Here is a 21,345-nt window from a genome sequence, read left to right as displayed (position 1 = left end):
AACAGGAATTCTGTTATGGGTAATAAAGGTTCAGTTAGAAATAGGTTTCGTAATCGGCTGCTTTAAAGCCGAGTTTGCGCTCACTGCCAAGATCCAGCAGTGGGCGCTTGATCATTGCCGGGTATTCCAGCATCAGCGCGATAGCCTGGTCACGATCGACCGAGGCTTTGGTCTCCTCGGGCAGCTGGCGCCAGGTGGTGCCGCGCTTATTCAGTAAGGCTTCCCAACCCAGTTCATCGCACCAGCCTTCCAGCCAGCTCTGTTCCAGCCCCTGCTTGCGATAGTCGTGGAACTGGTAATTAACACCGGCTTGATCGAGCCATTTCTTGGCTTTCTTGATCGTATCGCAGTTGCTGATGCCGTAAAGGGTAACCATGGTTGTTGTCCTTAGTCGCTTAGGTTGGCGTTAGCCTTGTTCTGTTTGGCCGAATTACAGATTGCCGACAAAGCGGCAGATGCGCTCGGCCGCTTCGATGCATTCATCCAGTTCCGCGACCAGCGCCATTCGAACCCGGTTGGCGCCGGGGTTGCTGCCGTCGATCGATCGTGACAGGTAGGAGCCGGCCAGTACGGTAATGTGTTGCTGGGCGAATAGCTCCCGGGCGAAGGTTTCGTCATCGACCGGGGTCTCGGCCCACAGGTAGAAACCGGCATCGGGGCGCTGCACGTTCAGGATACCGTCGAGTCGACTCAAGACCGCGTCGAACTTGGCCCGGTATTGGTCGCGATTGGCCAGCACATGGGCTTCGTCGTTCCAGGCCGCGATGCTGGCCAGTTGCGAATAGATCGGCATCGCGCAACCGTGGTAGGTCCGATAGAGCAGGAACTGCTTCAGAATGTTTGCATCACCCGCAACAAAACCGGAACGCAGACCGGGTAGATTGGAGCGCTTGGACAGGCTGTGGAAGGCCAGGCAGCGACGGTAGTCGTGGCGCCCCAGTTCACTGCAGGCTTGCAGCAGGCCGACCGGCGGTTGGCCTTCATCGAAATAGATTTCGGAATAGCACTCGTCGGCGGCGATAACGAAATCGAACTCGTCGGCCAGCTCGATCAGACGCTTGAGCTGTTGTAGCGGGATCACCGCCCCGGTGGGGTTGCCCGGCGAGCAGATAAACAGCAGTTGGCAGTTTTTCCAGACCTGTTCCGGAACTGCGTCGAAATCGGGTAGAAATCTGTTCTCCGCTTGGCAGTTCAGGAAGTGGGGCGTGGCACCGGCCAGGTAGGCGGCGCCTTCGTAGATCTGGTAGAACGGGTTCGGGCTGACCACCAAGGGTTGATCGGCGCTTCGATCGATCACGGCCTGGGTGATGGCAAACAGCGCTTCGCGGGTGCCGTTGCAGGGTAGTACCTGGGTTTCCGGATCCAATCTGCCGCTGAGTTTAAAACGCCGCTCGGCCCAACCGGCAATCGCCTCACGCAATTGGGGCAGACCTTTGGTGGTCGGGTAGCCGGACAGCCGATCAAGGTTGTCACTGAGGGTGTCGCGGGCAAACTCCGGTGCCGGATGCTTGGGCTCACCGATCGATAGGGCGATATGGGCCAGCTCGGCTGGTGGTGTTACGCCTGACTTGAGCGCATTGAGGCGCTCGAACGGATAGGGTTGCAGTTTTTGCAGATCGGGGTTCATCGGTGCTCCGCTGAGTCTGTGCGTCGGGTCGGCTCTCTGTTTCAATTACTCCCGATGGTGCTATCCCAAATACTGCCGGGGCGGGGAGGGCCGCAAATTATAATGAGGCCCTGCCGGGCTGACAAATCACCCCGGCAGCGCTTGGTGTCGTAACGGCCTCGTTGTCTATCTATCAGCCGTTGAAGCCTTCGATCTGGCGGTCGAGCTCTTCACAGATCCGTTGCTGCAATTTTTCACTCAATTCCGGATCGGTAATCGGCTGGCCGTTCTGATCGGTGATAAAGAACACGTCTTCGACCTTTTCACCGACGTTGACGATATGGGCTTTCTGCAGATGGATATGCAGTTCCAGAAACACCTTGCCGACCCGGGCCAGCAGACCGGGGCGGTCCGAGGTGTTGAGCTCCAATGCGGTCAGGTGGCGATCGCTGTCCGAACTCAGGGTGACCTGGGCAGGCATGGAGAACAGTTTCAATTGTCTAGGGGTGCGTCGCTGGGCAATCGACGGGTAATCGGCCGGATCATCCAGCTCTTCGACCAGCGAGTTTTTAATCTTCAGGATGGTTTCCGGATCATCACCGATCGGCTGATTTTCCTGATCCAGTACAATAAAGGTGTTGTAGCTGTAACCGTCATCGTTGGTGATGATGTCGGCGTCCTGGATGCTCAGATTGAGGTGATCCAGCGCCGCCGCCGAAGCGGCAAACAAGCCTTCGTGGTCTCGGGCGTAGATAAAGATCTTGGTGGCACCTTCGTACAGCCGGGTGCTGGTCTCTTTGACCAGTACCAGCGGCTGGTTGGGTTCGCTATGGTTCAGAATCGCCTCGGTATGCCAGGCGATATCGGACGCCTCCTCACGCAGGAAGTATTCCTCACCGAGAGTGGCCCACATACATTCGGCGCTGTAGTCGCTGATCCCTTCGTGGCGCAGCAGGTCGAGGGCTTCGCGCTGGACCTGCTCGATCAGATCTTCACGATTGACCGGGTTTTCCAGTCCGCGGCGCAACACTTTCTTGGTCTCGACGTAGAGCTGGCGCATCAGCGAGGCGCGCCAGTTGTTCCACAGGGTATTGTTGGTGGCGCAGATATCGGCCACGGTCAGGGTGTAAAGATAATCCAGGTGGGTGATATCGCGAACCCGCATGGCGAAGTCATGAATCACTTCCGGGTCGGAAATATCCTTACGCTGGGCCGTCATCGACATCAACAGGTGGTTCCGAACCAGCCAACAGACCAGGTGGGTGTCCCACTTGCCCAGATGGTGACGCTCGCAGAACAGCTTGGCATCGACGGCGCCGAGTTCGGAGTGATCACCGCCGCGCCCTTTGGCGATATCGTGATACAGACCGGCCACATACAGCAGCGCCAGCTTGGGGAGTTGTCTTACGATACGGTTGGCGATCGGGAATTTTTCGGCCTGGTCGCCGTGGCGGAAGCGGCGCAGGTTGGTGATCACCTTCAGCGTGTGAGCATCGACGGTGTAGATATGAAACAGGTCGTGCTGCATCTGACCGACGATGTTGCCGTACTCGGGCAGGTAGCGGCCGAGAATGCCGTAACGGGTCATGCGGCGCAGTTCGGTGGTGACGCCTTCCGGAGAGCGCAGCAGCTCCATAAACAGGGTGGTGTTGCGGATGTCGTTGCGGAAGTTGTCGTCGATCTGTTGCCGGGCTTCGCGCAGCAGGCGCATGGTGGATGCGCGTACGCCCTGGAGTTCGCTGTTCTGTGCCAGCAGTACGAACATCTCCATGATCGCGAACGGGGTCTGGGTGTAGACCTGATCATGGGTCACTTCGATATGGTCGCAACGGACCTGAAAGCGCTTGTTCAGCGGGCGGATCTGCTGATCGCTTTCGTCCTCAAGCAGGGCTTCTTCGAAATGCTGCAGCAGCATGTCGTTGAACTCGGCCAGGTACATCGCGATGCGATAGTACTTGCCCATAAACTGTTCGACCGCCAGCTTGCCTTCGGTATCTTTGTAGCCGAAAAATTGTGCCAGGGTGCGCTGGTGATCAAACAGCAGTCGATTCTCGCAGCGATCGGTCAGCATGTGCAGCGCGTAGCGGACCGTCCATAGATAGCGCTCGCCCTTATCCAGCGCGTCCAGCTCGCTGTCGGTCAAAAAGCCATGATCAACCAGATCGTGTAGGTAGGTGGCGCCGAAGTGGCGTTTGGCGACCCAGCCAACGGTCTGCAGATCGCGTAGCCCGCCCGGTGAGTCCTTGATGTTGGGTTCAAGGTTGTACTCGGTGTCGTTGGTGCGGTGGTGACGCTTCTTCTGTTCTTCAACTTTGGCTTTGTAGAACTGCTGGCTCGACCAGATGTTGTCGGCGGTGACCCGCTGGTACATCTGTTCGCGCAGCTGAGTGTTGCCGGTCAGGCAGCGGGATTCGATCAGGTTGGTGGCTACGGTAATATCTTTACCTGCCTCCTCGGCACACTGCTCGATGGTACGAACGCTGCTGCCGACATCGAGACTGATATCCCATAAAAAGGTCAGGAACCCCTCGATGCTGTCGCGGTACTGTTCGGCATTATCCTGTTGTAGCAGCAACAACAGGTCGATATCCGAGTGAGGATGCAGTTCGCCGCGACCGTAGCCGCCGACAGCGACTAGGCTGATCGAACCGTCTTCGGGCCAGCGATATTGGTTCCAGGCATGACGCAGCAGCTGATCCATCATCCAAGCACGGCCATAGATCAGGGTGCGGATATCGGCGCCATTCTTAAACCGCTTATTTAGGGTTTCCTGGCCCTGTTTCAGCGCCTGCTTGAACAGGGTGAGAAATGAATCGGCGTCGGCCAGCTGCTGCAGGAACTGATCGTTATCGAACAGGCTGGGATCGGCGGCGAAAGCATCGAGTTGATCGGTCATGGTTCAGCTTGGCGCTCGTTCATGTAGAGGTTTGGCAGTCGGGATCAGAGCTTGCCCTGTTCCTCAGATCTCAATGTAAAAATCTCATATCCGGTTTCCGTGACGACCAGGGTGTGCTCCCACTGCGCGGAAGGGCGCTTGTCGACGGTTTCAACGGTCCAGCCATCGCGCTTGGACAGTTTGGTGTGACGTTTGCCGGCATTGATCATCGGCTCGATCGTAAAGGTCATGCCGGCTTTCAGTTCCAGGCCGGTGCCCGGGCGGCCGTAGTGCAGCACCTGGGGCTCCTCGTGGAACACCTCACCAATGCCGTGGCCGCAGTATTCGCGCACCACCGAGTAGTGGTTCTTCTCGGCGTGCTGCTGAATCGCGTGGCCGATATCACCCAGGCGGACCCCAGGTTTGACCATGCGAATGCCCAGGTACAGGCACTCCTGGGCAATATCGACCAGGCGCTGCATATGGGGTTGGATCTTGCCGACGAAGAACATCTTGCTGGTGTCGCCGTGGAAGCCGTCCTTGATCACGGTGATATCGATGTTGATGATATCGCCCTGCTTCAGAGGCTTGTCGTTGGGGATACCGTGACAGACCACCTGATTGATCGAGGTGCAGATCGACTTGGGGAAGCCGTTGTAGTTCAGCGGCGCCGGGATGGCGTCCTGCTCATTGACGATATAGTCATGGCAGATCTGGTTGAGTTGGTTGGTGGTGACCCCCGGCTTTACGTGGGGTTCGATCATCTCCAGAACTTCGGCTGCCAGGCGGCCGGCAACACGCATTTTTTCAATCTGTTCCGGGGTTTTCAGGGTCACGGTCATAATGAGAACTCGTTGTATAGCTAAAGCAAGTAGGGCCGGTTAGCCGCAAAGCTCCACATTGTACACACAAACGGCGATTGAGACAGATCGGACCATGGCGGTAGATGGCTGAAAAATGCAGCTTCGACTTTCGATTTGCAGGCTGTTGTGGTATAAAGTCGCGCTGCCGCGCAGGGGGTGAATTAATAGTTCTCCTGTGGCGGTGGAAATGAAAGATAACGTCGCACATATACCGACACGTCCCTCTGGGTGCCTGGTGAGTGATCACAGGGTTGAGAGATGGGGTATATGGAGGCCTAACCCAGACAATTCAGGAACAGATTAATGTCCAAAGTCTCTATGCGTGACCTGCTGAAAGCAGGCGCACACTTCGGTCACCAGACCCGCTACTGGAACCCGAAAATGGGTAAATACATTTTCGGTGCTCGCAACAAGATTCATATCATCAACCTGGAGCACACCGTTCCGGCTCTGAATGATGCGCTGTCCGTGATTCAGCGTCTGGCTGCCAACAAGAACAAGATCCTGTTCGTTGGTACCAAGCGTGCCGCCAGCAAAGTGATCAAGCAGGAAGCTGAGCGCGCCGGTATGCCTTACGTCAACCACCGCTGGCTCGGTGGTATGCTGACCAACTACAAGACCATCCGTGCCTCCATCAAGCGCTTCCGCGATCTTGAGCAGCAGGCTGCCGACGGTACTTTCGAGCAGCTGACCAAGAAAGAAGCGCTGATGCGTACCCGTGAGATGGCCAAGCTGGAGCGCTCCATCGGCGGTATCAAGGATATGGGCGGTCTGCCCGATGCGCTATTCGTTGTTGATGTTGACCACGAGCGTATCGCCATCAACGAAGCCAACAAGCTGGGTATCCCGGTTATCGGCGTTGTTGATACCAACAGCAACCCGGATGGCGTTGATTACGTTATCCCGGGTAACGACGATGCGCTGCGCGCTATCCAGATCTACGTTAAGGCAGTTGCCGATTCGTGCCTGGAAGGCAGCAACGCCGTTGCTAGCGAGTTTGTTGAAGTAGAAGAGCAGGTCGACGCCGCGCAGTAAGCGGATGTTACCGGCCTGTCAGCAGGCTTCATGAAGGGGAGCACTGCTCCCCTTTTTTCAATTTTGAATTCAAGTTACTAAAGAGGAACGATCATGGCGGCTAAGATCTCTGCTTCTATGGTTAAAGAACTGCGCGAGCGTACTAGCTTGGGCATGCTGGAATGTAAAAAAGCGCTGGCTGAAGCCGATGGTGACATCGAGCTGGCGATCGAGAACCTGCGTAAGTCCAGCGGTATGAAGGCGGCGAAGAAGGCTGGCCGTACTGCGGCTGACGGCGTTGTTGCGGTTAAGGTTGCCGACGACAACAGCTACGGCGTGCTGGTTGAAGTGAACTGTGAAACTGACTTTGTTGCTCGCGACGAAGGCTTTATCGGTTTCGCCAACAGCGTTCTGGAAGCGGCTTTCGCATCCAAGCAGACTGACGTTGCTGCGCTGATGGAAGGTGAGCTGGAAGCGACTCGTGAAGCGCTGGTTCAGAAGATCGGTGAGAACATGAGCGTTCGTCGTATCGAAGTTCTGGAAGGTGCCAGCGTTGGTGCTTACGTTCACAGCAACAACCGTATCGCTGTTCTGGTCGCTCTGACCGCAGGCGAAGAGGCTGTGGCCAAGGACGTTGCGATGCACGTTGCTGCGGTTAACCCGCGCGTTGTTAAGGCCGAAGATATGCCTGAAGACGTTCTGGCTAAAGAGAAAGAGATCATCCTGGCGCAGCCGGACATGGCCAGCAAACCTGCCGAAATCGCCGAGAAGATGGTTGGCGGCCGGATCAAGAAGTTCCTGTCCGAGAACTCTCTGATCGATCAGCCGTTCGTTAAGAACCCTGAAGTCAAAGTTGGCCAGCTGGTTAAAGACGCCGGCGGCGAAGTGGCTTCCTTTGTCCGCTTCGAAGTGGGTGAAGGTATCGAGGTAGAAAAAGTCGACTTCGCTGACGAAGTTGCCGCTGCTCTGCAGTAAGCCTCGCTTGCTCTCGCAGGTCGCCATCAGGCGGCCTGCTCTGAGCCTTCCAGTGAGTCCGGTGCGCCTTTTCGGCGTTTGCTATGGATTCAGTCGAAGGCTACTTGATACACTCCAGCTTAATTTTGTCGGGGGTTCGACCAGTGAGCGAAACCAATAAGGCCAGCTATAACCGAATTCTTCTAAAACTCAGCGGCGAAGCGCTGATGGGAGATGAAAATTTCGGCATCGATCCGAAGGTGCTTGACCGAATGGCCCTGGAGATTGGCCAGCTGGTGGGGATCGGGGTTCAGGTCGGAATGGTGATCGGCGGTGGCAACCTGTTCCGGGGTGAGGCGCTGAGCCGGGCCGGTATGGACCGGGTGACCGGAGACCATATGGGGATGCTCGCTACCGTGATGAACGCGTTGGCGATGCGTGATGCGCTGGAGCGAAATAACATTACCACCCGGGTGATGTCGGCTATTTCCATGGTCGGTGTGGTCGAAGACTACGATCGACGCAAGGCCATACGCTACCTGAATCAAGGCGATGTTGTGATCTTTTCAGCCGGTACCGGCAATCCTTTCTTTACCACCGATTCGGCCGCCTGTCTGCGCGGTATCGAAGTCGAATGCGATGTGGTGCTCAAGGCGACCAAGGTGGATGGAGTCTATTCCGCCGATCCGGTCAAAGATCCGACCGCAACCAAGTACGATCGTTTGACCTTTGACGAGGCGCTGGAGAAGCAGCTGGGTGTGATGGATTTGACCGCGATGTGCCTGACGCGGGATCAGAATATGCCGGTACGGGTATTTAATATGAACAAGCCGGGTGCTCTGGTAACCGTGGTCCGTGGTGGCGACGAAGGTACCTTGATTGAGAACGATCCGGCCTGAGGAGAAGCAAGTGATTGAGGATATCAAGCAAGACGCTGAAGAGCGGATGCAGAAAAGTGTCAAGGCGGTAATCGAGAACTTCAAGAAGATCCGTACCGGCCGGGCTCATCCGAGCATCCTGGATTCGGTTAAGGTCAGCTACTACGGCTCCGATGTGCCGCTGAGCCAGGTGGCCAACATCAACGTTGAGGATGCCCGTACGCTGTCGATCACCCCTTGGGAACGCCCGATGGTGCCGGAGATCGAAAAGGCGATCATGAAGTCGGACCTGGGCCTGAACCCTTCCACGGCAGGTACCGTGATTCGTGTACCAATGCCGGCACTGACCGAAGAGACCCGTAAGGTGTTTATCCGTCAGGCCCGCGGCGAGGCCGAAGGTGCGCGTGTGGCGATCCGGAATATCCGTCGCGATGCCAATGGTGATGTCAAAGACCTTCAGAAAGAGAAGGAAATCACCGAAGACGAGCAGCGCCAGGCTGAAGATGCGATCCAGAAGCTGACCGATAAGTATATCGCCGAGGTTGAGTCGCACTTGCAAACCAAAGAAAAGGATCTGATGGAGATCTGATCTCCGTTTTCGATTCATGACTGATCTGAAGCCTTTCGCCAGCTTGCCGAAGCATGTTGCCATCATCATGGATGGCAACAATCGCTGGGCCAAAGCACGTCGCTTGCCTAGCCTGGCGGGACACAAGGCCGGTGTCGATGCGGTTCGCGCGATGGTCGATGGTTGCGCCCGTTACGGCGTAGCGTCATTGACGTTGTTCGCGTTCAGTAGCGAAAACTGGAAGCGGCCGCCGGCGGAAGTGACCGGCTTGATGGAGCTGTTTATGTTGGCCCTCAAGCGTGAGGTCAAAAAGCTCCACAAGAATAATATCCGGCTGCAGGTGATCGGTGATAAGTCGCGTTTCAGCGATAAGCTGCAGCGCAAGATTGCTGAAGCCGAAGCTTTGACTGCCGACAATACCGGCCTGTGCCTGAATATTGCCGCCAATTATGGTGGTCAGTGGGATATCGCTCAGGCGTCGCGGCTATTGGCGGAGCAGGTGCGTGCCGGTGAGCTGGAACCAGAACAGATCAATGAAGACGCGTTGGCCAAGCACCTCTGCTTGGCTGAACAGCCGTTACCCGATCTTTGTATCCGCACCGGTGGTGAGCGTCGTATCAGCAACTTCCTGTTATGGCAATTTGCGTACGCCGAACTCTATTTTACTCCCACTCTCTGGCCTGACTTCGATCGCAAAGCATTGGAAGCGGCCTTTGAAGATTTCAGTGGTCGTCAGCGCCGTTTTGGCAAGACCAGTGAGCAGGTAGAGGCCGAGCAGAAGCATGCTTAAGCAGCGCATAATTACCGCGCTGGTTCTGGCGCCGCTGATGCTGTGTGCCACCTTTTTGTTGCCTGTTTTCGAATTTAAGCTCTTTACTGCCGCTATCGTCACCCTGGCAGCCTGGGAGTGGGCCAATCTGTCCGGCTATCAGGAGTCCAGTCAGCGCGTCGGTTATGCTGTCGCGGTGCTTGGGCTGGTGGTGCTGATCAAGTACCTGGAGTTCCCGGCTTTACCGATATTATTGGTAGCGTTTGCTTTCTGGGGCTTGGCGCTGTTCTGGGTCTGCGCCTATCCGAAAAGTCTGAGCCAATGGCAGAGTTGCCGTGCACGGGGTGTGATGGGGTTGTTTGTGCTGATCCCCGCCTGGAGTGGTCTGGTTGAGCTGAAGGGGTTGCCTGAGGGTAACCTGTGGCTGTTGCTGTTGATGCTGCTGGTCTGGGGGGCTGATATCGGTGCCTACTTCAGCGGTAAGACCTGGGGTAATAAGAAGCTGGCCGTTGAGGTCAGTCCCGGCAAAACCTGGGCGGGTTTCTATGGTGGTGTGGCGACCAGCTTGCTGATGGCGCTCCTGTTTGGATTGTTCTGCTCGTTCACGGCGGTTCAGCTGGTCAGTTTGTTGTTGCTCAGTCTCGGGACGGCGTTGGTGTCGGTGCTTGGTGATCTGCTTGAGAGTATGGTTAAGCGTCATCGTGGCATTAAAGACAGCTCGCAACTGCTGCCGGGACACGGCGGTGTGATGGATCGAATCGATAGTCTGACCGCCGCGGCACCTATTTTTGCGTTGGGTCTGATTATGACCGAACTGGCCCGGATCACGGTGGTCTAACCCGGTCTATGGAGATCCTACAAACCATTGCCGCAGCGATCGTTACGCTCGGTATCCTCGTTACCATTCATGAATACGGCCACTTCTGGGTCGCGCGCCGCTGTGGCGTCAAGGTGCTCCGCTTTTCGGTGGGTTTTGGCAAGCCGTTGTACCGTTGGTATGACCGTCAACAGACCGAGTATGTGATTGCGGCCATACCCTTGGGCGGTTACGTCAAGATGCTCGATGAGCGCGAGGATGATGTGCCTCCCGAGCTGCGCTCGCAGGCGTTCAATACCAAACCGGTGGGACACCGGATTGCGATTGTGGCGGCTGGGCCAGTGGTCAATCTTGTGTTTGCCGTGTTTGCCTACTGGCTGATGTTCGTTGCCGGTATCAATACCGTGGTGCCAGTAATCGGTGAATTGAAACCGGAATCGGTGGCGATGCAGGCCGGACTGCAGAGCGGTCGGGAATTGGTTGCTGTCGATGGTCATCAGACCCGTACCTGGGAAGAGGTGTCGTTACGGTTGGCGGCCAGGATTGGCGATAGCGGAGAGCTGCGGTTGAGAACCCGCGAACTCAACGGTACCAATGAGCGTGAGCTAGGCATCCCTATTCAGCGTTGGCAGTTTGATGAACAGCATGGACCGTTGTTTACGTTGGGGATTCAGCCCTATCGTCCGCAGGTTCCAGCCACGATCGGCTCGTTGGTTGAAGGTGGGCGTGCCCAGCTGGGTGGCTTACAGGTCGGCGACCGGGTGTTGATGGTGGACGACCAGTCGATTGAACGCTGGGAGCAGCTGGTTGAACAGATCCGAAATCGTCCGGAGCGCTTGGTTCGTCTGCAGCTGGAGCGGCAGGGGCGGATTCTGGAACTTGAGCTGGCGCCTGCTCGAACGGAGTCTGAAAGCGGTGAGGTTTACGGTTATATCGGCGCCGGGGTGCAGTCGGTTAGTTGGCCGCCGGAGATGATGCGCGAAGTGCGTTTTTCGGTGATTGAAGCGGTACCGGCGGCGGTCGCCAAGAGCGGCCAGATGATCGGTCTGACCCTCGAATCCATCTGGAAAATGTTGCAGGGGCTCATTTCGGTAAAAAACTTGAGCGGCCCTATCACCATTGCTAAAGTGGCGGGGGCTTCCGCCGCCTCCGGGCTGGAAAGCTTCTTGAATTTCCTGGCTTATTTAAGCATTAGCCTGGGAATCTTAAACCTGTTGCCGATCCCTGTGCTCGATGGCGGCCATCTGCTTTATTACCTGGTGGAAGCCGTGCGCGGCAAGCCGGTTTCGGAAAAGACGCAGGTGCTGGGTTTAAAGATTGGCATGTCGTTATTGCTGGGGCTGATGTTGCTGGCGCTCTACAACGATGTGCTGAGACTCTGAGCACCAAGGTAACCCAACAAAAAAATCATAACGGATTAGTAGTTCTCCATGCGACGTCAACTAGCTACCGCCCTCCTGTTACTGTCCTTCCCCCTAATGGCTATTGCCGACAGCTTCGTTGTAGAGGATATCCGTTTTGACGGCTTGCAGCGGATGCAGCTGGGGCGGGTGCTGAGCATCTTCCCAATCAAGGAAGGTGACCAAGTCGATGAATTTATCTTGGCTAAAGCAACCAGAGCCCTGTTTGCCAGCGGTTATTTCAATGATGTTCAGTTAGCTCGAGATGGTGACTTGTTGATTGTCCGGTTGTCAGAGCGTCCCGCGATCAGCCGGATCAACATTGAAGGTAATAAAGAGATAAAAGAAGAGGGGCTAAAGCAAGGACTGGCGGGTCTTGGCCTCGTCGAAGGGGAGGTATTTCAGCGTCAGGCTCTGGAAAAAATCCGACTGGAATTGTTACAGGTCTATGCCGCTCAAGGGCGTTATGGTGCGCAGATCGAAACCAGTGTTGAACCACTGCCCGAAAACCGCCTGGGGCTGAACATCAAGATCAAAGAAGGCAAGGCGGCTGCCGTTCAGCATATCAATGTGGTCGGCAACAAAGTCTTCAGCGACGAAGAGCTAATCGACCTTTTCAGTTTGAAGATTCCAGGGTTCTGGGACTTTTTTGATAGCGGTCGCTACTCACGTGAAAAGCTCAGTGGTGATCTGGAGCGGTTGCGTTCTTTCTATCTGGATAAGGGCTACATCAACTTTAAGATTGATTCTACTCAGGTTTCGTTAACCCCGGACCGCAAACATGTATTCGTAACCGTTAATATCACCGAGGGGGATCTTTATCTTTTTGGTGACTACGATCTAGCCGGCAAGCTGGAAGTGGCGGAAGAAGAGCTGCTTGCCCAGGTAACGATCACCCCGGGGGATACTTTTTCTCGTGAACTGATGGTGCGTTCGGCCGATCAGATTACTCGACGCTTGGGTGATGACGGTTTCTTGCTGGCCAATGTAAGGCCGGTTCCGACGATTGACGAAGAGAATAAAACCGTCGCGGTGCGTTTCTATGTCGAACCGGGTAACCGGATGTATGTGCGTCGTATCAACTTTGTCGGCAATACCTCAACCGCCGATGAGGTGCTGCGACGTGAAATGCGGCAGATGGAAGCGGGTTGGGCATCAACCAGTTTGATGGAAGGTTCTAAGGACCGTCTGGAGCGGCTGGGCTTTTTTAGTGAGGTTAATGTCGAGACTTCGACCGTCCCTGGGGTGCCAGATCAGATTGATCTGGAATACAGTGTTGTGGAGCAGTTGTCGGGTAGTCTGGCCGCCAGTATCGGGGTGTCCCAGAGCTCGGGTCTGATCCTGGGTGCCAGTGTGACGCAGAAAAACTTCCTGGGTAGCGGCAATTTCGTCTCGTTCAACGTAACGCGCTCGGATAACACCCGTGAACTCAGTTTCAGTTATGAAAATCCCTATTACACGGTGGACGGTGTCAGTCGTGGTTTCAGTGCTTTTTATCGTGAAGAGGACTTGGACGACGATGATCTTTCCGATTACAACTTGGACTCCTTCGGCGGGGCGATGAGCTTTGGCTATCCGATCGATGAGCACCAGCGTATCGGGCTATCGATCGGTGCTGAGCAATTAAAGGTTAAACTGGGTAGCGACGTTCCCAAGGAGTTGAACCTCTTCGTTCAGGACGAGGGTGATTCCTTTACCCAGCTGCCGCTGGTCGGCTCCTGGTCCAGCAACCACCTAAACAGAGGCCTGCTTCCTACCAAGGGCTACAATCAGCGCGCTTCATTGGAGGTGGCCGGGCCGGGTAGTGATCTTAGCTACTTTAAGCTGCGATATAGCGGCCAGATCTATTATCCGTTGAGTGATGATCAACGTTGGGTTGCAAGCGCCAAGACTAACCTTGGTTACGGGGATGCCTTTGGCGACACCTCCAAACTTCCCTTCTTCAAGACCTTCCGAGCGGGTGGTTTCGATTCAGTACGTGGCTTTAAGAACAATACGCTTGGACCACGGGATGCGAGAGTTACATCGGGAACCCTTGATCCTCTTGGCGGTAATGTACTGATCACCGGTTCAGCTGAACTGATTTTCCCGCTGCCGTTTATCAAGGAGCAGGGCAACTTACGATCTCTACTGTTCTGGGATGTGGGCGGTGTGTTTGATCGCAACTGTTTGACCGATAATCCGGCCTGTGATCTGGATATGAGCTTCAGCAACTTAAGCTCTTCGGTCGGTGTGGGCTTGTCCTGGTTGACTTTTATCGGTCCGATGTCGTTCTCCTTGGGTGTTCCGGTTAAAGAGCAGGAGCACGACGAAGACGAGTTCTTCCAGTTTTCACTGGGTAAAACCTTCTAAATTCAAAATAAGGACAGATTATGAAAGCGTTGAAAACGGTACTGCTGGCAGTGCTGCTGATGCCAGGATTTGCATTGGCGGAGACCAAGATCGCTGTGTTGGATATGGAGGCGGCGATCAGTGCGACCAAGCAGGCTGGGGTCTTACGTGAAAAAATGAAGCAGGAGTTTTCCGCTGAGGAAGATCAGCTTCGTCAGCTTTCCGAAGAAGGCAACGCCCTTAAAGCCAAGCTGAAAAAAGAGAGTAGTTTTCTCAGTGATGCAGATCGTCGCCAGCTGCTAGCTCAGATCCAGAAAAAATTTCAGGAGTTTCAGACGCTTGGTAATCAACTTAAGCAGCAGCGTTTGGGTCGGGAGCAGGCGTTTTTGACCGAGATGCGTCCGCAGATTGAAACCATCTTGAAAGAGCTCGTTCAAACCCAGGAAATCGATATTATCCTTAATCGAAAGGGTGCGGTATACGTAGATCCCAAGCTGGATCTGACCCCGGTAGTGGCTGAAGAACTCAATAAGCTGTAACGGGAGGGGTGTCTTGTACAATCTTGGAGCGATAGCAGAAGCTTTAGGTGCTGAACTGATTGGCGATCCCGAGCAGCCGATCCATGGGGTAGCCGCATTAGATAAGGCGGGTGAGGCTGATTTGACCTTCCTGTCCAATCCTCGTTACCGGAAATCTCTGGCCGAAACCACGGCTGCTGCGGTGTTGATTCAGCCTGAGCATAAGGAACTCTGTCCGGTGGCCGCGTTGATCGTTGAGGATCCCTATCTGGCCTATGCGCGCATTTCCGGTTGGTTCGACCAGCGACCGGTGCCTAAGGCGGGTGTTAGTGCCGGCGCTTGGGTTGATCCTTCGGCAGAGGTTGATGAGACTGCGCGTCTGGCCCATGGAGTGGTGATCGAGGCTGGGGCGATCGTTGGTCCCAATGTTGAGGTCGGCCCTAATTCGGTCGTGGGGGCTGGCTCTAGAGTTGGCGATGACAGTCGCCTAGGGGCAAATGTCACCCTTTACCATGACGTCGTCGTGGGCAAGCGTTGTCTGATTCACAGTAGTGCCGTGATCGGTGCCGATGGTTTTGGTTTTGCTCGTGAAGGGGAACGTTGGGTCAAGATTCATCAGATCGGTCGGGTGATTCTTGGCGACGATGTTGAGATTGGCGCCTGCAGCACCGTCGATCGTGGAGCGATCGAAGATACGGTGGTCGGTAACGGGGTGAAAATCGATAATCAGGTGATGGTCGGACACAATGTTGTGATCGGCGAACATACCGCCATGGCCGGCTGTTCGGCCAGTGCGGGAAGCACTAAGATAGGCAGTCGCTGCACCATTGGTGGCGGTGCCGGTTTGTCGGGGCATATCGAAGTGGCCGACGATGTTCATCTTAGTGGTATGGCCATGGTGACCAAGTCGTTGAAGGAGAAGGGCGTATACTCCTCAGGAACCGGAATCATGCCGTATCAGCAGTGGCGTCGAAACGTAGTGCGTTTCCAGCAATTAGATAAGTTGGCAGCAAGAATCAGCCAGCTTGAAAAAGCAATAGAAGATAAAGGTTAAGGTTTTTGTAAGATGATGGATGTGAAGGAAATTCGTGAATACCTTCCGCACCGTTACCCATTCTTGTTGGTGGATCGGGTCGTTGAACTGACTGTCGGCGAATCGATCGTGGCCTACAAAAATGTGACTATTAACGAGCCGTTTTTTAATGGTCACTTCCCCGATCACCCGGTTATGCCCGGCGTGCTGATCGTTGAAGCGATGGCGCAGGCTGCGGGTATTTTGGGCTTTAAGACGATGGGTAAGACGCCCCAGGACGGGTCAATCTATTACTTCGTCGGTTCCGATAAGCTTCGTTTCAAGCGCCCGGTAGTACCGGGGGATCAATTGCGTCTTGAGGCAACGATCGTGTCGGAGAAGCGTGGTATCTGGAAGTTTGATGTCAAATCAACCGTAGATGGCGATCTGGTCAGTTCAGCCCAGATTCTCTGTGCTGACAGGAAGATCTGATTTTGATTCATAGCCAGGCGATCGTCGACCCCAAAGCTCAGCTTGCTGATGATGTTGAGGTCGGCCCTTGGACTCAGATCGGCCCGGATGTGGTAATTGAATCCGGTTGCCGTATTGCGTCCCATGTGGTTATCAGCGGTCCGACCCGTATCGGTCGCAACAACCAGATTTTCCAGTTCGCGTCGGTCGGCGAAGCTTGTCAGGATAAAAAGTATGCCGGTGAGCCGACTGAGTTGATCATTGGTGATAACAATATCATCCGTGAAAGCTGCACTCTGCATCGCGGCACTGTACAGGACGAGGGAATAACCCGAATCGGCAGTGGGAATCTGCTGATGGTTAACGTCCATGTGGCGCACGACTGTCGGATCGGTGATAACACGATCGTGGCGAACAACGTTGCCTTGGCTGGTCATGTTCATGTTGATGACTTTGCCATCGTGGGCGGTCAGACAGGGGTTCACCAGTTCTGTCGTATCGGCGCCCATGCAATGTGTGGCGCAGCATCGATGATCACCAAAGATGTTCCTGCCTACGTTATGGCATCAGGTAACCTGGCTAAGCCTCACGGTATCAACACCGAAGGGCTGAAGCGACGAGGATTCAGTGCCGACGCTTTGCGGGCGCTCAAGCAGGCGTATCGACTGATTTACCGTCAAGGGCTGAAGCTGGAACAGGCCGTCGCCGAATTGGATGATCTGCAGCGCCAATTTCCTGAGGTCGCTCTGTTGACCCAATCTCTGCGCGATTCCACTCGCGGCATCATCCGTTAGCGTCTTATGCGTATTGCGATCGTGGCCGGTGAGGCCTCTGGAGATATTCTGGGGGCCGGACTGGTCAAAGCGTTACAGCGTCTTTCTCCTGAACCCATTACCTTCGAAGGAATCGCCGGCCCACTGATGCAGGCGCAGGGGGTTGAGTCTCGGTTCCCGATGGATCGTCTCTCGGTGATGGGGCTGGTCGAGGTTTTGGGCCGACTGCGTGAGTTGCTGGGTATTCGCAAGCAGCTGATCGAAAGTTGGCTGCAAGATCCTCCTGATCTGTTTATCGGGATCGATGCTCCTGACTTCAATTTGACCCTCGAGCAAAAACTGCACGAAGCGGGTATTCCGACTGTGCACTATGTCAGTCCGTCGGTCTGGGCCTGGCGCCAAAAACGGGTCCAGAAGATTGCCCGTGCGATCGATCTGATGCTTTGCTTACTGCCTTTCGAAGCTGCGTTCTATGATAAGTCTGGTGTGGACGCTCGCTTTGTGGGACATACGCTGGCCGATGAATTACCGTTAGAGCCCGACAAAGAAGCAGCACGGGATGCGTTGGGGCTGGACCAAGAGAAGCGCTATGTTGCTTTGCTGCCGGGTTCCCGGGCTGGCGAGGTAGAACGTTTAGCGCCGCTGTTTTTGGAGGCGGCGCAGCGTTGCCTGGAGCAGCAGCCGGATCTCGAATTCATCATCCCATCGGCCAATGATTCACGTCACCAACAGTTGGAGCAGTTGCTGCAACAGCACTTACTGCCAGTCCATCTGATCCGTGGGCAGTCGCAGCAGGTGATGTCGGCAGCGGACGTTGTGTTGCTGGCTTCGGGCACGGCGGCACTGGAGTGCATGCTGTTGAAGACACCAATGGTGGTCTCCTACCGAGTGGCTCCGCTCAGTTATATGATCTTGTCGCGAATGGTCAAGGTTCCCTATGTGTCATTGCCTAACCTGCTGGCCGATCGAATGCTGGTACCCGAGTTGATTCAGCAGCAGGCAACGGCGCCGGCACTGGCTGAAGCGTTGTTAAATCAATTGGACGACCCGCAAGATCAGCGAGATAGCTTCTACGAACTGCATCAGCAACTGCGGCTGAATGCCAGTGAAAGTTCCGCCAAAGCGATACTGGAGCTGCTGGAGAAGAAAGGCAAACTGGCCTTGTCATGAACGATTTTGAATGTAGCTATCAAGGCGTACTGCTGGCCGGGGTTGATGAGGTGGGTCGTGGCCCGCTTTGTGGGGATGTAGTCACGGCTGCCGTGATACTCGATCCATCGCGCCCAATCGAAGGGTTGGCAGATTCCAAGCGATTAACCGATAAGCGTCGCGCGGGGTTGTTTGATCAGATCCGTGAGCAGGCGTTGGCTTGGTCCGTGGCTCGTGCAAACGTTGAAGAGATTGATCAGCTGAATATTCTTCATGCCACAATGCTGGCGATGCAGCGTGCGGTCGAAGGACTTGATCCGGTACCGGAGTTTGTCCTGATTGATGGGAATCGTTGTCCTAACTTAGCGATGCCTAGCGAAGCGGTGGTCAAAGGTGATAGCCGGGTCGCGGAGATCAGTGCTGCATCTATCTTGGCAAAGGTGACCCGAGATCGTGAGATGGAGTCGTTAGGTCAACTCTATCCAGACTATGGCTTCGCAAAGCATAAGGGCTACCCAACCGCACAGCACCTCGAAGCACTCGAGCGGCTGGGACCGACACCCTTCCATCGTCGCTCGTTCGGGCCGGTCAAGAGATTGCTTCAAGAGGCCTAGCTCGACTGGTATCGCTGTTGAATATTTTGTACGCTCAGGCTGCTGGATTATTCAACTGCGGGCCCAGCCCCTAAGGAGCTTTCGATGACCTCTTCCCCGGATCGACACGACCAACGCTTGGTGGTTGGTTGGTATGTTGCCCTGATCGCTGTGCCTCTTTTTGTCTTAGTGTTGTTATTGAATGCGGATCCCTATGAGCGAGTTCAGCTCAATCAGGTTCTAGAATTGCGCGCCAAGCTGACCGCTGAGAACGTCGGTGCCCAGGTTATCGATTTTCTTGATTCCAAGGGTGGTCATAATTTGACCGAGCAGGAGTGGTTGGATGTCCAGCCTGCCGATGCTGAACAGTTTTTTTTCATGGTGAACAGTTCAAAATACAGCCCGGCACTGAAAGACTTGTTACGTGAAGCGCTAAAGGACGACCTGGTTACCTCGCTTGAATATCGGCAGTTCCGAGAGCAAGCGTTGCCGGCACTGATGGACCCGGTTGTAAGAACACAGTTTGGTCTTTAATGTTTCGTTGAGCAGCTAGAATGATCAGGCTGAGTTAAGTGGCTGATCAGTTGTATGAAAAAGGCGCCGTCAGGCGCCTTTTTTGGTTCTGTTGATTTGGCTTGGTTTTGATCGCTTTGTGATCGGTTTTAATTTCGTAAAAAATATTTCACAAAAGTCGTTGACGGCAGTTCTTAGGTCTGTAGAATGCGCCCCCACGTTGCCGCTGAGGTGGCAGCGGAGTCGGCCTTCCAGCTGATGTTTCGATCTCGCTGGAAGCCCTTTTTTCAAGCGGTTTTTCGAATCAATTGTTCGGAAAGCACAACGAAAAAAGATCGCAAAAAAGCGTTGACTCACGGGTTTTGAGATGTATAATTTCGACCCTCGCTTGAGCAGTCGGACGGCAAGCCAAGCAACGCTCTTTAACAAATCGACCATGCAATTCGTGTGGGCACTTGCTGGGATAGGACAGCAGATATTCTCCGGAATATCACAAAGACTTATCAAAGTAAGTGACTCGTGAATTCATACGACACTATACGTACTTACGTTTAGTTAAGTTATTCCAGTTTTACTTTGAGCAAAAATTCGTTGGCTTCGGCTGACAACTTTTTTGAACTGAAGAGTTTGATCATGGCTCAGATTGAACGCTGGCGGCAGGCTTAACACATGCAAGTCGAGCGGTAACAGGACTAGCTTGCTAGTTGCTGACGAGCGGCGAACGGGTGAGTAACGCGTAGGAATCTACCTAGTAGTGGGGGATAGCCCAGAGAAATTTGGATTAATACCGCATACGCCCTACGGGGGAAAGAAGGGGATCTTCGGACCTTTCGCTATTAGATGAGCCTGCGTGAGATTAGCTAGTTGGTGGGGTAAAGGCTCACCAAGGCGACGATCTCTAGCTGGTCTGAGAGGATGATCAGCCACACTGGGACTGAGACACGGCCCAGACTCCTACGGGAGGCAGCAGTGGGGAATATTGCACAATGGGCGCAAGCCTGATGCAGCCATGCCGCGTGTGTGAAGAAGGCCTTCGGGTTGTAAAGCACTTTCAGCGAGGAGGAAAGGATGTAGGTTAATACCCTGCATCTGTGACGTTACTCGCAGAAGAAGCACCGGCTAACTCCGTGCCAGCAGCCGCGGTAATACGGAGGGTGCGAGCGTTAATCGGAATTACTGGGCGTAAAGCGCGCGTAGGCGGCTAAGTCAGTCAGATGTGAAAGCCCCGGGCTCAACCTGGGAACTGCACCTGATACTGCTTAGCTAGAGTTTGGTAGAGGGGTGTGGAATTTCCTGTGTAGCGGTGGAATGCGTAGATATAGGAAGGAACACCAGTGGCGAAGGCGACACCCTGGACCAAAACTGACGCTGAGGTGCGAAAGCGTGGGGAGCAAACAGGATTAGATACCCTGGTAGTCCACGCCGTAAACGATGTCTACTAGCCGTTGGGGAACTTGATTTCTTAGTGGCGCAGCTAACGCGATAAGTAGACCGCCTGGGGAGTACGGCCGCAAGGTTAAAACTCAAATGAATTGACGGGGGCCCGCACAAGCGGTGGAGCATGTGGTTTAATTCGAAGCAACGCGAAGAACCTTACCCGCTCTTGACATCCAGAGAACTTTCTAGAGATAGATTGGTGCCTTCGGGAACTCTGAGACAGGTGCTGCATGGCTGTCGTCAGCTCGTGTTGTGAAATGTTGGGTTAAGTCCCGTAACGAGCGCAACCCTTGTCCTTATTTGCCAGCGATTCGGTCGGGAACTCTAAGGAGACTGCCGGTGACAAACCGGAGGAAGGTGGGGACGACGTCAAGTCATCATGGCCCTTACGAGCGGGGCTACACACGTGCTACAATGGGCAGGACAAACGGTCGCGAAGCAGCGATGTGGAGCTAATCCGAGAAACCTGTTCGTAGTCCGGATCGCAGTCTGCAACTCGACTGCGTGAAGTCGGAATCGCTAGTAATCGTGAATCAGAATGTCACGGTGAATACGTTCCCGGGCCTTGTACACACCGCCCGTCACACCATGGGAGTGGATTGCACCAGAAGTAGCTAGCTTAACCTTCGGGAGGGCGGTTACCACGGTGTGGTTCATGACTGGGGTGAAGTCGTAACAAGGTAGCCCTAGGGGAACCTGGGGCTGGATCACCTCCTTAAACGAAGCTGCCGTTCTGGTAAGTGCTCACAACGAATTGCATGGTTGGATTAGTTAAAAGCTTTCTCAAGCTTGAGTGAATAAAGG

Annotated in this window: 19 protein-coding genes and 1 rRNA gene; 16 read left to right on the top strand and 4 right to left on the bottom strand. The window is 54.7% G+C overall.

The window, feature by feature from the left end:
- Window positions 1-34 precede the first annotated feature (34 nt).
- The 4 genes from ACO05M_RS01215 to map form a co-directional block, all read right to left on the bottom strand.
- On the bottom strand, window positions 35-376 hold the full coding sequence (locus tag ACO05M_RS01215) for an ArsC family reductase (RefSeq protein WP_421866864.1): 342 nt from the start codon (window positions 374-376) through the stop codon (window positions 35-37).
- 54 nt (window positions 377-430) lie between these two features.
- Window positions 431-1,627 (bottom strand): succinyldiaminopimelate transaminase, encoded by a 1,197-nt coding sequence (dapC, locus tag ACO05M_RS01210; protein ID WP_421866862.1) that lies wholly within the window; start codon window positions 1,625-1,627, stop codon window positions 431-433.
- Between the two features lie 172 nt (window positions 1,628-1,799).
- Complete coding sequence (locus ACO05M_RS01205; RefSeq protein WP_421866861.1) at window positions 1,800-4,502, bottom strand: [protein-PII] uridylyltransferase; 2,703 nt, start codon at window positions 4,500-4,502, stop codon at window positions 1,800-1,802.
- Window positions 4,503-4,546: 44 nt separating this feature from the next.
- Window positions 4,547-5,323: a type I methionyl aminopeptidase gene (gene map / locus ACO05M_RS01200; protein WP_421866859.1), complete on the bottom strand. Its 777-nt coding sequence runs from the start codon at window positions 5,321-5,323 to the stop codon at window positions 4,547-4,549.
- 324 nt (window positions 5,324-5,647) lie between these two features.
- On the opposite strand from map, the gene rpsB reads away from it, so the two are divergent.
- The 16 genes from rpsB to ACO05M_RS01120 all read left to right on the top strand — a co-directional run bounded on the left by rpsB (window position 5,648) and on the right by ACO05M_RS01120 (window position 21,259).
- Complete coding sequence (gene rpsB / locus ACO05M_RS01195; RefSeq protein WP_421866857.1) at window positions 5,648-6,379, top strand: 30S ribosomal protein S2; 732 nt, start codon at window positions 5,648-5,650, stop codon at window positions 6,377-6,379.
- 93 nt (window positions 6,380-6,472) lie between these two features.
- The gene (tsf, locus tag ACO05M_RS01190; protein WP_421866855.1) at window positions 6,473-7,333 is read left to right on the top strand and encodes a translation elongation factor Ts; all 861 of its coding nucleotides are present in this window, start codon (window positions 6,473-6,475) and stop codon (window positions 7,331-7,333) included.
- Between the two features lie 143 nt (window positions 7,334-7,476).
- Window positions 7,477-8,211, top strand: coding sequence for a UMP kinase (pyrH, locus tag ACO05M_RS01185; RefSeq protein WP_421866853.1), 735 nt, complete (start codon window positions 7,477-7,479; stop codon window positions 8,209-8,211).
- Window positions 8,212-8,221: 10 nt separating this feature from the next.
- On the top strand, window positions 8,222-8,779 hold the full coding sequence (frr, locus tag ACO05M_RS01180; RefSeq protein ID WP_421866852.1) for a ribosome recycling factor: 558 nt from the start codon (window positions 8,222-8,224) through the stop codon (window positions 8,777-8,779).
- A gap of 16 nt (window positions 8,780-8,795) precedes the next feature.
- Window positions 8,796-9,548 carry a polyprenyl diphosphate synthase gene (gene uppS / locus ACO05M_RS01175; protein WP_421866850.1) on the top strand — a complete coding sequence of 251 codons (753 nt, stop codon included), beginning with the start codon at window positions 8,796-8,798 and terminating at the stop codon, window positions 9,546-9,548.
- Window positions 9,541-10,365, top strand: a complete 825-nt coding sequence (locus ACO05M_RS01170) for a phosphatidate cytidylyltransferase (protein ID WP_421866848.1) — start codon at window positions 9,541-9,543, stop codon at window positions 10,363-10,365. Before uppS ends, ACO05M_RS01170 begins: the two co-directional genes overlap by 8 nt.
- A gap of 8 nt (window positions 10,366-10,373) precedes the next feature.
- Entirely contained in the window at window positions 10,374-11,726 is a 1,353-nt protein-coding gene (gene rseP / locus ACO05M_RS01165; RefSeq protein ID WP_421866847.1) for a sigma E protease regulator RseP, read from the top strand.
- A gap of 48 nt (window positions 11,727-11,774) precedes the next feature.
- Window positions 11,775-14,096 carry an outer membrane protein assembly factor BamA gene (bamA, locus tag ACO05M_RS01160; RefSeq protein ID WP_421866845.1) on the top strand — a complete coding sequence of 774 codons (2,322 nt, stop codon included), beginning with the start codon at window positions 11,775-11,777 and terminating at the stop codon, window positions 14,094-14,096.
- A 20-nt stretch (window positions 14,097-14,116) separates the two neighbouring features.
- The gene (locus tag ACO05M_RS01155) at window positions 14,117-14,614 is read left to right on the top strand and encodes an OmpH family outer membrane protein (protein WP_421866843.1); all 498 of its coding nucleotides are present in this window, start codon (window positions 14,117-14,119) and stop codon (window positions 14,612-14,614) included.
- A 13-nt stretch (window positions 14,615-14,627) separates the two neighbouring features.
- Window positions 14,628-15,647 (top strand): UDP-3-O-(3-hydroxymyristoyl)glucosamine N-acyltransferase, encoded by a 1,020-nt coding sequence (gene lpxD, locus ACO05M_RS01150; RefSeq protein ID WP_421866841.1) that lies wholly within the window; start codon window positions 14,628-14,630, stop codon window positions 15,645-15,647.
- Between the two features lie 12 nt (window positions 15,648-15,659).
- Window positions 15,660-16,097, top strand: a complete 438-nt coding sequence (gene fabZ / locus ACO05M_RS01145) for a 3-hydroxyacyl-ACP dehydratase FabZ (RefSeq protein ID WP_421866839.1) — start codon at window positions 15,660-15,662, stop codon at window positions 16,095-16,097.
- 2 nt (window positions 16,098-16,099) lie between these two features.
- Window positions 16,100-16,870 carry an acyl-ACP--UDP-N-acetylglucosamine O-acyltransferase gene (gene lpxA, locus ACO05M_RS01140; RefSeq protein ID WP_421866838.1) on the top strand — a complete coding sequence of 257 codons (771 nt, stop codon included), beginning with the start codon at window positions 16,100-16,102 and terminating at the stop codon, window positions 16,868-16,870.
- A gap of 6 nt (window positions 16,871-16,876) precedes the next feature.
- Window positions 16,877-18,019, top strand: coding sequence for a lipid-A-disaccharide synthase (lpxB, locus tag ACO05M_RS01135; RefSeq protein WP_421866836.1), 1,143 nt, complete (start codon window positions 16,877-16,879; stop codon window positions 18,017-18,019).
- Complete coding sequence (gene rnhB, locus ACO05M_RS01130) at window positions 18,016-18,612, top strand: ribonuclease HII (protein WP_421866835.1); 597 nt, start codon at window positions 18,016-18,018, stop codon at window positions 18,610-18,612. The genes lpxB and rnhB overlap by 4 nt, the downstream gene beginning before the upstream one ends.
- Window positions 18,613-18,696: 84 nt before the next feature.
- Window positions 18,697-19,125 (top strand): hypothetical protein, encoded by a 429-nt coding sequence (locus ACO05M_RS01125; protein WP_421866833.1) that lies wholly within the window; start codon window positions 18,697-18,699, stop codon window positions 19,123-19,125.
- Between the two features lie 594 nt (window positions 19,126-19,719).
- Window positions 19,720-21,259: ribosomal RNA gene (locus ACO05M_RS01120) — 16S ribosomal RNA — on the top strand.
- The last annotated feature ends 86 nt before the right edge of the window (window positions 21,260-21,345 follow it).

The sequence above is a fragment of the Motiliproteus sp. genome, from assembly GCF_965230735.1.
GTDB lineage: Bacteria > Pseudomonadota > Gammaproteobacteria > Pseudomonadales > Balneatricaceae > Motiliproteus.
Note: the sequence above shows the minus strand (reverse complement) of the source record. Positions and strands in the feature narration are given on the sequence as shown.

Bases quoted from the DNA above. Each gene is read 5' to 3' on its own strand.
- ACO05M_RS01215 (WP_421866864.1), bottom strand. From the start codon at position 376: ATGGTTACCCTTTACGGCATCAGCAACTGCGATACGATCAAGAAAGCC.
- dapC (WP_421866862.1), bottom strand. From the start codon at position 1,627: ATGAACCCCGATCTGCAAAAACTGCAACCCTATCCGTTCGAGCGCCTC.
- ACO05M_RS01205 (WP_421866861.1), bottom strand. From the start codon at position 4,502: ATGACCGATCAACTCGATGCTTTCGCCGCCGATCCCAGCCTGTTCGAT.
- map (WP_421866859.1), bottom strand. From the start codon at position 5,323: ATGACCGTGACCCTGAAAACCCCGGAACAGATTGAAAAAATGCGTGTT.
- rpsB (WP_421866857.1), top strand. From the start codon at position 5,648: ATGTCCAAAGTCTCTATGCGTGACCTGCTGAAAGCAGGCGCACACTTC.
- tsf (WP_421866855.1), top strand. From the start codon at position 6,473: ATGGCGGCTAAGATCTCTGCTTCTATGGTTAAAGAACTGCGCGAGCGT.
- uppS (WP_421866850.1), top strand. From the start codon at position 8,796: ATGACTGATCTGAAGCCTTTCGCCAGCTTGCCGAAGCATGTTGCCATC.
- ACO05M_RS01170 (WP_421866848.1), top strand. From the start codon at position 9,541: ATGCTTAAGCAGCGCATAATTACCGCGCTGGTTCTGGCGCCGCTGATG.
- rseP (WP_421866847.1), top strand. From the start codon at position 10,374: ATGGAGATCCTACAAACCATTGCCGCAGCGATCGTTACGCTCGGTATC.
- bamA (WP_421866845.1), top strand. From the start codon at position 11,775: ATGCGACGTCAACTAGCTACCGCCCTCCTGTTACTGTCCTTCCCCCTA.
- ACO05M_RS01155 (WP_421866843.1), top strand. From the start codon at position 14,117: ATGAAAGCGTTGAAAACGGTACTGCTGGCAGTGCTGCTGATGCCAGGA.
- fabZ (WP_421866839.1), top strand. From the start codon at position 15,660: ATGATGGATGTGAAGGAAATTCGTGAATACCTTCCGCACCGTTACCCA.
- lpxB (WP_421866836.1), top strand. From the start codon at position 16,877: ATGCGTATTGCGATCGTGGCCGGTGAGGCCTCTGGAGATATTCTGGGG.
- rnhB (WP_421866835.1), top strand. From the start codon at position 18,016: ATGAACGATTTTGAATGTAGCTATCAAGGCGTACTGCTGGCCGGGGTT.
- ACO05M_RS01125 (WP_421866833.1), top strand. From the start codon at position 18,697: ATGACCTCTTCCCCGGATCGACACGACCAACGCTTGGTGGTTGGTTGG.